This window comes from Pseudonocardia sp. GCM10023141 (assembly GCF_042653605.1).
This window is the reverse complement of sequence record NZ_JBHSIR010000065.1, coordinates 114,572-126,617: the sequence shown is the minus strand read 5'-3', so window position 1 is coordinate 126,617 and position 12,046 is coordinate 114,572. Positions and strand designations below refer to the sequence as shown.

The 12,046-nt window shown below is 71.4% G+C and carries 9 protein-coding genes, 1 tRNA gene and 2 pseudogenes; 6 read left to right on the top strand and 6 right to left on the bottom strand.

Annotated features, from left to right (window positions below):
- The first annotated feature begins 8 nt into the window (after positions 1 to 8).
- The gene (locus ACFPFQ_RS37115) at positions 9 to 605 is read left to right on the top strand and encodes a TetR/AcrR family transcriptional regulator (protein WP_379627472.1); all 597 of its coding nucleotides are present in this window, start codon (positions 9 to 11) and stop codon (positions 603 to 605) included.
- A gap of 5 nt (positions 606 to 610) precedes the next feature.
- Here ACFPFQ_RS37115 and ACFPFQ_RS37110 read toward each other — a convergent pair whose 3' ends face one another.
- Entirely contained in the window at positions 611 to 811 is a 201-nt protein-coding gene (locus ACFPFQ_RS37110) for a YetF domain-containing protein (protein ID WP_379627535.1), read from the bottom strand.
- Between the two features lie 440 nt (positions 812 to 1,251).
- Here ACFPFQ_RS37110 and ACFPFQ_RS37105 point away from each other — a divergent pair, with 440 nt between their 5' ends.
- Positions 1,252 to 2,358 (top strand): lyase family protein, encoded by a 1,107-nt coding sequence (locus ACFPFQ_RS37105; protein WP_379627470.1) that lies wholly within the window; start codon positions 1,252 to 1,254, stop codon positions 2,356 to 2,358.
- A gap of 124 nt (positions 2,359 to 2,482) precedes the next feature.
- On the opposite strand, the pseudogene ACFPFQ_RS37100 reads toward ACFPFQ_RS37105, so the two are convergent.
- From ACFPFQ_RS37100 to ACFPFQ_RS37090, 3 genes and pseudogenes are all read right to left on the bottom strand, one after another.
- A pseudogene (locus tag ACFPFQ_RS37100) lies at positions 2,483 to 2,992 on the bottom strand (ATP-binding protein); the annotation flags it as partial.
- Between the two features lie 3 nt (positions 2,993 to 2,995).
- Positions 2,996 to 6,046, bottom strand: a complete 3,051-nt coding sequence (locus ACFPFQ_RS37095; protein WP_379627468.1) for an ATP-binding protein — start codon at positions 6,044 to 6,046, stop codon at positions 2,996 to 2,998.
- A gap of 21 nt (positions 6,047 to 6,067) precedes the next feature.
- The gene (locus tag ACFPFQ_RS37090; RefSeq protein WP_379627466.1) at positions 6,068 to 7,207 is read right to left on the bottom strand and encodes an SAM-dependent methyltransferase; all 1,140 of its coding nucleotides are present in this window, start codon (positions 7,205 to 7,207) and stop codon (positions 6,068 to 6,070) included.
- A 126-nt stretch (positions 7,208 to 7,333) separates the two neighbouring features.
- Between ACFPFQ_RS37090 and ACFPFQ_RS37085 the strand changes: the two genes are divergently transcribed.
- From ACFPFQ_RS37085 to ACFPFQ_RS37075, 3 genes are all read left to right on the top strand, one after another.
- Positions 7,334 to 7,621 carry a hypothetical protein gene (locus ACFPFQ_RS37085; RefSeq protein ID WP_379627464.1) on the top strand — a complete coding sequence of 96 codons (288 nt, stop codon included), beginning with the start codon at positions 7,334 to 7,336 and terminating at the stop codon, positions 7,619 to 7,621.
- A complete protein-coding gene (locus ACFPFQ_RS37080; RefSeq protein ID WP_379627462.1) occupies positions 7,618 to 9,084 on the top strand; it encodes an amidase in 1,467 nt (488 codons plus the stop codon). The genes ACFPFQ_RS37085 and ACFPFQ_RS37080 overlap by 4 nt, the downstream gene beginning before the upstream one ends.
- A 77-nt stretch (positions 9,085 to 9,161) precedes the next feature.
- Entirely contained in the window at positions 9,162 to 9,590 is a 429-nt protein-coding gene (locus ACFPFQ_RS37075; RefSeq protein WP_379627460.1) for a 3-hydroxyacyl-CoA dehydrogenase NAD-binding domain-containing protein, read from the top strand.
- On the opposite strand, the gene ACFPFQ_RS37070 is transcribed toward ACFPFQ_RS37075, so the two are convergent.
- Both ACFPFQ_RS37070 and ACFPFQ_RS37065 read right to left on the bottom strand, forming a co-directional pair.
- A tRNA-Pro gene (locus ACFPFQ_RS37070) sits at positions 9,572 to 9,650 on the bottom strand. The genes ACFPFQ_RS37075 and ACFPFQ_RS37070 overlap by 19 nt on opposite strands.
- Before the next feature lie 245 nt (positions 9,651 to 9,895).
- Positions 9,896 to 10,684 carry an enoyl-CoA hydratase gene (locus ACFPFQ_RS37065; RefSeq protein ID WP_379627458.1) on the bottom strand — a complete coding sequence of 263 codons (789 nt, stop codon included), beginning with the start codon at positions 10,682 to 10,684 and terminating at the stop codon, positions 9,896 to 9,898.
- A gap of 295 nt (positions 10,685 to 10,979) precedes the next feature.
- On the opposite strand from ACFPFQ_RS37065, the pseudogene ACFPFQ_RS37060 reads away from it, so the two are divergent.
- Positions 10,980 to 11,923: pseudogene (locus ACFPFQ_RS37060) on the top strand (transposase).
- Positions 11,924 to 12,046: the final 123 nt, after the last annotated feature.

Here is a 12,046-nt window from a genome sequence, read left to right as displayed (position 1 = left end):
ATCGAGAGGTGGGACGACCGCGCACCTTCGATGCCGACGTCGCGCTTGACGCTGCGCTGGCGGCCTTCTGGGAACACGGCTTCGAGTCGACCTCGGTGCAGGACCTCTGCCGCGCCATGCAGGTACAGCCGGGCAGCGTCTACAGCGCGTTCGGGAACAAGCGCGACCTGTTCACGGCGGCGCTGCGGCGCTACACGCAGACCGTCTCGGCCGAGGCCGTCCGGCGCATCACCGCGGCACCGACCGGGCTGGCGGGCCTGCAGGACTATTTCGACCACCTGGTGGACGCGATGGTCGACGGCAACCGCCGCTGGGGCTGCTTGATCACGAACTCGCTGGTCGAGTTCGCCGCCCGCGACCCGGAGCTCGCCGGGATGATCACCCTGCACGTCGCGAACCTGCGGGCCGCCTTCGAGGCCGCGCTCACCCGGGCCGTGGCCGAGGGCGAGCTGCGCCCGGGAGCCGGACCAGAGTCGGCGGCCATGCTGGTCGCCGTCGTCCAGGGGATGAACGTCATCGCCAAGAGCAGCCCCGGTCGCCCAGCGCTCCGCGAGATCGTCGAGACCACTCTCGGCGGGCTCATCCGCGTCGCGCCGGATCCCTGACGACGTCACTGCGGCTCGAGGGACCGTGGGAGATCCTCGTGCATCCACGGCTCGCACTCACCGGCAGCCGCGGCGAGCACGCTGATCTCACCGGTGCGCTCCAGCACCGCCAGCCGGACCTGCGTGCGGGCGGTGATGCCGGCGAGCCGGAGACGCTGCCGGAGATCGTCGTCGGTGACGCCCGCACGCCGCATCGCTGCCTCGATGACCCGCCCCGTCCGCCATCAGCACGACCGGTCGCGGCGACAGGAGATCACCGGCGCGGGACCGCTGCACACGCGCGAGGAGCCGCCGGAGTCCGAACAGCACCACCAGGGCGATGACTCCCGTCACCAGCGTCGGCACGGCCAGCAGCATGGTCCGGCCGACGACCGCACCCAGCGCAACCACGCAGGCGAGGTCGGCGGCGGACATCGTCGCGAGGCCCCGCTGACCCCCGACGCGGACGAGCACGAGCAGCGTCAGCACCATCCCCACGGTCGCGATCACGACCTGGAGGGCCGTGACCGGATCCGTCCCGAGTTGCTCAGTCATGCCCTGGAGCCTGCTCGACGAGCCGACGGACGACACGCGGAGATCCGGATTCGAGCTGTGTGGCGCTGATCGCGCGACAGCGATCTCTCGTGGCGGAGGACCTCGCAGCGGGGTGATCGGCACGTCACCGGACGGATCACATGCCGGTCAGCGACGCCTGATTCGCCCGCAGGCGCGCGTAGCCGATGAAGTACTCGGAGCTGATGTACAGCTCGTTCATGTCGCCGAGCTGATCGATCGTGAGGCCCTCCGGCCTAGCCTCGCCCACGAGACCGAGCGCCAGACCGACCGGGTACGGCGAGCCCACGATGCCGCGGCCCAGCTACCCCTGCTCGCCGGCGGGGTCGCCGGGACGACGCTGCCGCTGCGCCGTGCCTCCTACACCGACCGGCTCGCCGTCCCGGTCGAGGTCACCACCACCCGTGACGCCATGTGGGCCACCGACAACCTCGTCGAGGTGATGGTGTCGGGCTGCCAGATCGTGACGACCGCGAGCCGGTTCGCCGAGGACCTGCTCGCCTTCTGCTCCCCCGCCTTCGGCTACGTCCGGCTCCACGACGCGCACTGCCGCGCGTCCGTGCACCTGCCGCAGAAGCGCAACCCGTACGCGCTGACCGTCCTGCGCGGCGGAGCGAGCATGGCGATCGGCCGGACCACCGGTGTGCTGACCACCGTCAGGACACCGACCGCGCAGAGCGACAACTGGATGCACACCTACGGTGAGGTGCTGGGAACCATCGAGCACGCCGCGGTCCTCGTCGCGCTGGCGGCAGAGGTCGTCGAGCACATGCACGTGTGCACCGACAAACTGGGTGAGCGCGCCCTTTCCGGTTTCACCGACGCGACCGACCTCGCCGAGCAGCTCGCCGTGGTGTCCGGCGCCGATTACCGCTCGGCTCACCGCGCCGTCGGCGCACTCGCGTCGAAGGCGGAGGCGGAGGGGCGCGACCGGTTCTCCGAGGCCGACCTGCTGGAACTGAACCTGGCCGACCGACCGCCCCGGGAACCGGCGGCCTCGGTGGCCGCCCGCAACGTCCCCGGCGGCGCCGACCCCGGCGAGGTACGGCGTCAGGCGCGCCGGCTCCTCCGCCGCACCGCAGCTCGCCGGCAGTGGCGGGAGGAGCAGTCCGCATTGGCGGCGACCACGAGGGCGAACCTCCTGGCCGAGGCCGCTGCGGCTGCCGGCCCGAGCAGCGCAGGGTCCGCCGCGGCAGGGTGAGGCCTCTCACCGAGTACTGCCGCCAGTTCGCCCGCAGCCCGGCCACCGCGTTCGGCTGCTCCGGTTGCGCGCGGACCGTGCCGAGCACGGTGACCGCACGCTCGGCGAGCATCGGAACGAGCACCTCACGCAGCCACACCGATCCACGGTCGGCCCACTGCAGATCGTCGATCACGAGCAGCAGCGGCCCGGCGGCCCGCAGGGCGCCGTCGATGGAATCGACCAGCCGGAACCGCTCGGCGGCCGGCTCGGTCGCGTTGTCGCTGCTGCCCGCGAGGAACGACTCGGCGACGGCGGTGGCTCCCAGCCCCCGCAGCAGCTGGATCCACGGCCAGAACGCCTGCGCACCCTCACCTTCCCAGCAAGCCGACCACGCCACCCGAGTACCGAGCCCTCGTGCTGTCCGGGCGGTCTCTCCGGCCAGCCAGGTCTTACCGATGCCGGCTTCACCGGTGATCAGCGCGAGGCCGCCGCGCCCGGAACGCAGCAGGCCGGCCAGCTCGGCGAGCTGCGCCGCCCGTGGACTGACCCTCTCCTTCGGCACACACGCATCCTCGCGCGCAACCCGACCCGGGAGAAGCCAGTCACCCCTGGCCGGCTCATGGCAGCGGGCATCGGTCGTCGGCGACGGCATCTATCACAGATGCCATCGATGTCGCTCGGCCGGGGCGTAGCAGCAGGTGGTGCCGGTGTGCACCGCCACGCTCAGGTGCTCAGCGAGCTCGGGATGCACCTTCGCGATCCGCCGCAGCGTGTCGCGGATCCGCGCGGTCACGGTCTTGCGAGCGCGCTCGGTCTCGTCCCCGAGTCGCCGGGTCCGTCCACCCAACCCGCTCGCGGCCTGCAGCTCGCTCAGCAGTGCATCGCGCTCCCCGCGGGCCTGTCCAGCGCGATGGGCGTCGTGACACCTGCTCGCGTCCTCGATCTCGGCGTCGAGTTCGCCGAGCCGGGCCCGGAACTCGGCAACAGCCCTGCGATCGAGAACCGGGTCGGCTCCAGTCGCCGGCCCCTCGTGGCCGAGTAGTACGTGGACATGGACCGGCTGATCCGGTACGGCAAGCAGCGTCGCGATGTCGCGCAACCCCTTGGCGTCGGGCAGGTGCACCTCGCGTCCCTCGAAGCTGAGCCGCCACATGCCACCCACGAGCCGGAAGACGTGGCTGGACGGATTGCTCTGGGCCAGGCTCGCCAACGCGCTACGGCTGAGGTCAGCCCACGCCGCCGCGCCGAGTCGATCATGCAACGTGACCGCGGCGCTGAGACGGTCGCGCGCGTCCGCGGTACGGCCAAGCGCAGCGGCCAACATGCCCAGGTGATGGTCGACGGCGCCGTGGTAGGCCGCACAGCCACCGACCACCACGTGCAGGCCGGCGTGCGGGACCAGCGCGTCGTAGCACCACTCACGCTGGGCCGTCGAACCGACAGCGGCGAAGGCCACCGCGGCGATCGCAACGAACTCCAGGTCGTACTGTTCCGGGACGGCCGAGACGGAGAACCCGCGGATCGCTCGGGCGGCGTCGTCGAGTTCGTGACCGTAGACATGTCCGAAGGCCTGCAGCAGCGGATAGGCCGGCCACAGCGGGTCGGCCGCGGGCATGAGGTCGCTCAGCGACGGCAGTTCACCTCCGATGGCCGCGAGCGAGGCGCGCAAGGTCGCGAAGACGCCCATCCGGTCGGGCAATCCGATCGCCTCGCCCAGACGCAGCGCTTCGGTAGAGGCGGCCACGGCCTCGTCGATCTGGCCCGACAACTGTGCGAGCGTCGCCCGCCGGCTCAGCGCGCCCCAGCGGCCCCGCGCGTGCCCGAGGCGGTCGGCCAGACGCGTGTAGCGGGCCAACTCGACCGCGCCGGCCGGATCGCCCTGCTCGATCAACGCCCCTGCCCGCAGCAGCACGGCCTCGGCAACGAGGTCGTCGTTCCCCGCCTCGCGCGCCGCCGCGGCCATCTCCACCAGCACCGGAAGCCGCATCGCTGCCGCGCCCGCTGCCCAGACGACATCGTGCCGGGCGAGCAACGCGTGTGCGAGCGCCGCCGGGTCAGCAGCCGCCCTGGCCAGCGCCACTGCCTCGTCCGCGGCGGACACGGCGCGTTGCGGGTCGGGCTCCGATCCACCATGGCGGAGGGCACGGGACAGTTCGGCCAATACCCGGGAACGCAATGCGTCGTGCTGTCCGGTCGCGAGCAGCTCGGCAGTCTCCTCGAGCAGGCCGACCCCGACCGGGTCGGCGGTGCCCGACCGGGAGCCCAGCGCTGCGATGCCCAGCGCGGCCTCCCCGAGTGCCGCCGGATCCGAAGAGCGGCGGGCCAGCGCCGCGGCGCGCAGGTACGCCTCGCGGGTGGCGTCGGGATCACCGGCCCGGTCGCGGGCTGCTGCCAGCCCCAGCAGCAGCTCCACCCGATCGGCCGGGTCAGCCGCCACGTCGCGAAGCAGGCCCAGCGCGGTGGTGTAGTGCCGGGCCGCGTCGTCGTGGCCCAGCCGCGCCGTCGCCTCGTGCGCAGCACGCACGGACCAGCGCAGGGCATCATCGGCGGTAGCGGACCCGGCCGCGACGAAATGCGCTGCAAGCCGTGCCGCCCCGCCCACCGCTGCCGGGTCGGTCCCACCAGCCGACAGCACCTGCAGCGCCCGACCGACCGCACCATGCAGCGCCGCTCGCCGCGCCGCCGACACCTGCGCCAGCACCGTCTCTCGGTAGAGGTCGTGCGAGAACCGCCACCCGTTGTCCGTCATAGTCAGCACCCGCGCCCGGCCGGCCTCTTCGAGCAACTCCGCGATCGTGTCCGCGTCCTCGGGACCGACCTCGCGCAGCAGAACGGGCGCCACATCCGAGGCAGCGACCGCGGCGACCTCGAGCAGGCCCACACACGCCTGCGACAACCGCGCCAGCCGCATCCGGAGCGTGTCGCGCACCCCGTCGGGCAGTGCCCGCGATCCCGTGGCACCGGCAACAGACCAGGTTCCCCGCGCGACCATCAGGCGCGTCAGCTCGCGCACGAAGAACGGGTTGCCACCGCACCGGCGATGCACCGCCGCGGCCAGATCGGCGTCGGGCAGCCGACCGGCGACCGCGGCCATCAGCGCCGTCACCCCGGCAACGTCCAGGCCGACAAGCGGCACCACGGGCGCTGAGCCGGCCAGCCCGCTCAGGACCGGGCCGGCGTCGCCGTCGCGATAGGCACCCAACAGCAACACCCGTTCCGCGGCGAGCCCGCGGCGCAGGAACTCGAGCAGGCGCAGCGACTCGTCGTCGGCCCACTGCAGGTCGTCGAGCACCACCAGCAGCGGACCGGCGGCCGCGAACCGAGCGCGCACGGTGTCGAAGAGCCGGAACCGGGCCTCCGCCGTCTCGGCCCCGCTACGGATGGGGGCCCGATCGAACGGGGTGGCCGGGCCCCCTGGAACGTCGCCGGGCAAGCCGCGCAGCACCTGCGTCCACAGCCAGTACGGTGGCGCGCCGGCACCCTCCCAGCCGACGCCACGCAGCACCAGGACCCCGGCAGCCACCGCCAGCCGCGTCTGCTCGGTGAGCACGGCCGACTTGCCGATGCCCGGCTCCCCTGCCACCAGCATCAGGCCACCCGCGCCCGCGACCGCGTCCGCGAGAGCGGCTCCGGTCGTCGCCAGCGCCGCGGACCGCCCGACGAGCCGGCTCGCGGACTCCACTGTGGTCGCTCTGCTGGTGTCCATCAGACCGCCATCATCGACCGGTCAGGGCCGCAGCTCCAGCACCAGGTTCAGGGGCGCCTCGACCGCGACCCGCCGCACACGGGTGAATCCCGCCGCGGCAGCCGTCGCACGCAGCAGCGCCTCCCCCGCCTGGGTGCCGAGCGGCTCCTGCCCATCGGTCACCTGCGAGACGGCATTCGGCGTGCAGATCAGGGTGGAGACCGCATAGAACATCCGGCCGGGCGGGGTCAGGTTGTCCTCGACACGATCGGCCGCGAGCGGCTCGACCAGCAGGACCGCGCCCTCGGGCTCGAGCACCTCCCGGGCCCGGACCAGCGCACCGACCGGATCACCGAGGTCGTGCAACGAGTCGAAGAACGTGACCAATGCATACCCGGAACCGGGTAGGTCGGTGGCCGAGGCCACCTCGAAACGCACCCGGCCCAGCAGCCCGGCCTCCTCGGCCGCGCTGCGCGCGAAAGCCACCGAGGCGTCGTTGTAGTCGACGCCGAACACCCGTGCCGCGGGGAAATGGCGCGCCAGCGCGATTGTCGGGGTGCCGTAGCCCGATCCGACGTCGACCACGGAGCCACCCGCGGCCAGCGCCGCGGTCGCCGGACCGAGGTCGTCGAGCACCGCATCGATCAGCTCGGACGGCAACGCCACCTTCGTCAGAGCATCGCTGCCGTGCCAGAACAGCGCGTCATGGCGGTGCCAACCGAACCCCTCACCCGCACCGAACGCGGCGACGAACTCGTCGAATCCGGCCCCGAGGGAGCACAACATCTCCGCGCAGGCGCCCACCAGGCCCAGACCCGGCCCGTGCAGCAGCGCTCCGGCCACCCCGTCGGGCAACGTGAAGGTCTCCCCATCAGGCTGGTAGGTCAGGTAGCCGGCCGCGGCCTGAGCCCGGCACCACTCCCGGGCAAGGGGCTCGGCAACCCCCGTCCGGGCGGCGAGCTGGGCCGGGGTGACCCGCCCGGCCCCGGACAGGGCCGACCACAGCCCCGAGCGGGTGCCGAGCGCGCTGAGCAACACACCCAGAGCACCACCCAGCTCGCCGACGAGCTGGCCGATCACCGCATCGGGAGTCCGATCTACCTGCGCGCCCGCATCGGTCGTGGCATCGGTCGCGGCATCGGTCGCGGCATCGGTCGCGGCATCGGTCGCGGCAACAGTCATCGTGCACCTCCGGGTTTCGAGCCGGTCCGATCCGGCCGTCTCCCTCCGGGCGCGAGTACCGGCCTCGCGGGATGCGAGGCGCGATCTCGCGCCTACCGAGCACAACCCCCGAACGAGGAGACGACCATGTTCCTGAGCGCCTACCACTTCGACGGCGACCCGGCCGAGCTCGTCCCGGCCTACGACGTCATGCAGCAGGGATTCCCGCCGGACACCTTCGACCTGCAGGCCTGCGTCGTCACCGAGTCCGGCGTCACGATCTATGACGCCTGCCCGACCCGTGAGATCGCCGAGTCCTTCAGCGCCAGCCCCCAGTTCCGGGGCGCGCTCGCCGCCGCCGGGCTGCCCACGCCGCGGATCGAACCCCTCGGCGAGGTGCACCACGCCATCGCCGGGAAGGCAGTGCTCCGATGACCACCGCGACCGAACTGGCCGGCCTGGACGCAACGGACCAGGCCGCACTGGTACGCCGCGGCGACGTCAGCGCCCTCGACCTGGTCGAGGCCGCGATCGAGCGGATCCAGCGTCTGAACCCGGACCTCAATGCCGTGGTGACGCCACTGTTCGAGCACGCCCGCGAGACGGCCATGACAACCGACCAGAACGGACCATTCGCCGGCGTGCCCTACCTGCTCAAGGACCTTGTCGCGGAGATCGAGGGCACCCCGTTCACCGAGGGCTCGGTGTTCCTGCGCGACAACGTGTCCACCTCCACCTCCGAGCTGGTCAAGCGCCTGCGTCGAGCCGGGCTGGTGATTCTCGGCCGGACCAACTCCCCCGAGTTCGGAATGGTTCCGGCCTGCGAACCGACCCTGCACGGTCCCACCCGCAATCCGTGGAACCCCGCGTACTCGACGAGCGGGTCCAGCGGCGGGTCGGCCGCCGCCGTCGCGTCCGGGATGGTGCCCATGGCACACGGCAACGACCTGGGCGGTTCGCTGCGCTTCCCGGCCTCGGCATGTGGGCTGTTCGGGCTGAAGCCGACCCGCGCGCGGAACCCGCTCGGACCCCTCTACGGCGACGCGATCAGCGGCTGGGCCGTCGAGCACGCGCTGACCATGTCGGTGCGTGACAGTGCGGCCCTGCTCGACGCCACCGCCGGACCCGACCTCGGCGACCCCTATCCGGCGCCACCACAGTTGCGACCCTTCGCCGCCGAGGTCAGGGCCGATCCCGGACGGCTCCGCATCGCCTACAGCCCCCGAACACCCGGTGGCGAACCCGGGCATCCGGACTGCGTCGCCGCCCTCGACGACGCAGCAGCGCTGTGCGCCACGCTGGGCCACGAGATGATCGAGGCCGATCTCCCCGGCCTCGACGCGACGGTAGGGGCCGCGATCGGCACGGTGTTCAACGCAGCCACCGCGTGGATCGTCGCCTACTGGACCCGGCACCGCGGACGCGATCCCGAGCCCGACGAGCTCGAACCACTCACCCGCGCCTACTGGGAAGCCGGCATGCGGGTCAGCGCAGCCGACTACCTGCTCGCCATCGAGGACCTCCAACGGTTCTCCCGCACGGTCGCCCAGTTCCTCACCGGCGTCGACGCCTGGCTCACCCCCACCATGTCCACGCCACCCGCACAACTCGGCCAGATCACCTCCACCCCGATCGACCCACTGCGAGCAGCGCAGAAAGGTGGCCCGACCGTGGCCTACCCCCTCGCCGTCGCCAACATCACCGGCAACCCCGCGATGTCAGTCCCCCTGCACTGCAACGCCGACAACCTACCCGTCGGCGTTCACTTCCTCGGCCGCAACGGCGACGAAGCCACGTTGTTCCGGCTGGCTGGGCAGCTCGAGGCCGCCCGGCCCTGGGCCAGTCGCAAGCCGCCAGTCCACGCTCTCCGCTCCGGAGTGTCGGCTCATCAACGATAGGAGCGGATGGCGGTCCGGGTCCGGCTCAGGTCGGGTTCTCAGGGCTCCGCCCACCGTCGGGCGCCTGGTCCGGACAGATGCCGGGTACCGACACGACCGACCTCGGCACGTTCGCCGACCGCCACCTGGTGGTCGAGGCCGTGGCCGAGGACGAGCAGGCCAAGGCCGCCGTCTTCGGGATGCTGGATGATGTCGTCGAAGACCGGGAGGCCGTCTTCGCCTCCAACACGTCATCGATCCCGATCATGCGGATCGCCATGGCCACCCGGCGGCCGCACCGGGTCGTCGGCGTCCACCTCTTCAACCCGGTTCCCGCGCTCCGGCTCGTCGAGTTGATTCCCTCACTCTGCACCGACGCCGATACGACGCAACGCGTCGAGGAGTTCGTGACGAGCAACTCAGCGGCAGCAACCACGCCGAGCATGTTTCCGCAGGTAGAAATGCTGATGGGCGGTGTCTCCGTCGAGAAGACACCGCCCATCGGCCGTCGGGACGACAGGATTTGAACCTGCGACCCCTTGACCCCCAGTCCGGATGGAAGACTCTCCTGACCTGCGGAGACCCCGAATCCGCAGGTCCCGATGGGGCAGTTCAGAGTCGTTGAGGCACGCCCACCACCGCTCAACGCATACGCGTGCTCCAGATTTGCTCCACTTCAATTGGTCAATGACGAGAACGCATTGACCGACCGCTCACCGCGTCAACATCGGACGCATCGAGGCGGGGCCCCGGTGCAGCAGGACCGGACCAGGACTGCACCGCGAACGGATGCAGTGAAGAAATCCAGGCCCTGCGCCAGGTGGCCCCGACGTCAGTGCCCGTTGCGCATCGACTTCGCATCCAGCCCGCCGACCGAGTCACCGGAGGTCTCGACGTTGTGCGCGTGGGCGAGGTGGTGCAACGCGAAGACAGCGTCCATGCCGGAGTGCAGGCCCATGAGGTCTTCCGCCTGGTTCACCGCGCGTTTCGCGAGGGCGAGTCCGAGTCGGGGCATCGCGCCGATCCGGCCGGCGATGTCGAGGGTCTGCGACTCGAGTTCGTCACGGGGGACGACGCGGTTCACCATCCCCAGCTCGTAGGCGCGGCGCGCATCGACGCGTTCCCCGAGGAAGAGGAACTCCTTCGCGAAGCGGGGACCCATCACCCACGGATGTGCGAAGTACTCCACCCCGGGGATCCCCATCTTCACAACCGGGTCGGAGAAGAACGCGTCGTCGCTGGCGATGATCAGGTCGCACGCCCAGGCGAGCATCAGGCCGCCGGCGATGCACGCACCGTGGACGGAGGCGATCGTCGGCTTGGGCAGCTCCCGCCACCTGCGGCACATGCCCAGGTAGACCTCCTGCTCACGCGCGAAGCGGGACTCTGCCCCCTCGTGCCCGACGTGCGACCACCAGAGGCCGGCCCGCCGGTCGTAGGGAACGTGGTGGTCGCGACCCGGCGTGCCCAGATCGTGGCCGGCGGAGAAGTGCTTGCCGGCACCGTTGAGCACCACGACCTTGACGTCGTCGTCCGCCGCCGCGCGGTAGAACGCGTCGTCGATCGCGTAGGTCATGACCGAGTTCTGCGCGTTGCGGAACTCCGGTCGATGCAGGGTCACGTCGCTGGGCCATGGCCTCACCGGCGTCTCGGGACCGGGGCGACCGCGCGAACCGGCGCCTGCACCAACGCTGGTGCGCTTTCGATGCCCGCCACAAGCGAGCTGTGGTCGCCAACACCGCGATCGCCCGTGAGCTGGCCGGCTGGTGTTGGTCGCTGGCCGTGCTGGACTGAGCCTGTATCCACCGCGGAAATGTGCTGGTGCGGGCGGGTCGTGATGCACGAATGCCCCTCTGACCTGGGATAATAGGACTTGCTGAGGGTCCTTTGTTCCCGATCGGAAGGGCATCCGCTGGATGCGACTATCCCATGCCTGCCGCGCGATCTCGGCGCGGTTCGATGATCCCAATCTCGTGTCGTGCGCCGGGCTGGTGCCGGTCATGGCGCTGGCCGCACGCTGTGGATTGCAGATGCTGCTCGCCGCGGGGCTGACCGTGGCCGGGAAGGGCAGCGCGAACGCCGCCGGGAAGGTGCTGGCGCTGGTCGCGGGGATGGTCGCCGGCGCGGACTCGATCTCGGACATGGACCTGTTACGCCACGGCGGGATGCGCCGGCTGTTCGACGACATCCGGGCGCCATCGACGTTGGGGACGTTCCTGCGCCGGTTCACCTTGGGCCACGTCCGCCAGCTCGACGCAGCCGCCGCCCGGCTGGTGGCCCGCCTCGCGGTCGCGACCCCGATCCTGGGCGGTGTCGATCAGGTCGCGTTCCTCGACATCGACGACACCCTGCGCCAGACCTACGGCGCAAGGCTGACCACATCACCGCCCGACTGATCGTGCGCCGAGTCCGCCGCCTGAACCCCAGAGCCGTCCAGGCCGGGCAGTCGGAGATGTTCGCGGTCTACCGCTACCACGCGGTCTTCACCGACAGCCCCGAGCCGATGCTCGCCGCCGAAGCCACCCACCGCGACCACGCGATCATCGAGCAGGTCATCGCCGACCTCAAGGACTCCGCGCTCGCGCACCTGCCCTCGGGTGTGTTCACCGCGAACGCGGCCTGGCTGGTCTGCGCCGCGATCGCGCACAACCTCACCCGCGCCGCCGGCGCCCTGGCCAGCTCGTTCCACGCCCGCGCCCGCACCGCCACCATCCGCGCCCACCTCATCCACACCCCGGCCCGGATCGCCCGCTCCGCCCACCGGATGGTGCTGCACCTACCACGGGACTGGCCCTGGGAACCCGGGCTCAACGAGCTATACCAACGCGCGCTGCACGATCCGATCCACGCCGCAGCCTGAACAACCGGCCTCACGGCCACGACCGGAGAACAACAGTGGAAGCGTCGGGCAGACCGGCCGACCTGCCACGCCCGAACACCGCACACCACCCCAAAAGATCAACTACCGCAGCAGATCAGGCGC

Coding starts and splice junctions, on each gene's coding strand:
- ACFPFQ_RS37095 (WP_379627468.1), bottom strand. CDS start 6,046: ATGGACACCAGCAGAGCGACCACAGTGGAGTCCGCGAGCCGGCTCGTC.
- ACFPFQ_RS37090 (WP_379627466.1), bottom strand. CDS start 7,207: ATGACTGTTGCCGCGACCGATGCCGCGACCGATGCCGCGACCGATGCC.
- ACFPFQ_RS37085 (WP_379627464.1), top strand. CDS start 7,334: ATGTTCCTGAGCGCCTACCACTTCGACGGCGACCCGGCCGAGCTCGTC.
- ACFPFQ_RS37080 (WP_379627462.1), top strand. CDS start 7,618: ATGACCACCGCGACCGAACTGGCCGGCCTGGACGCAACGGACCAGGCC.
- ACFPFQ_RS37075 (WP_379627460.1), top strand. CDS start 9,162: ATGCCGGGTACCGACACGACCGACCTCGGCACGTTCGCCGACCGCCAC.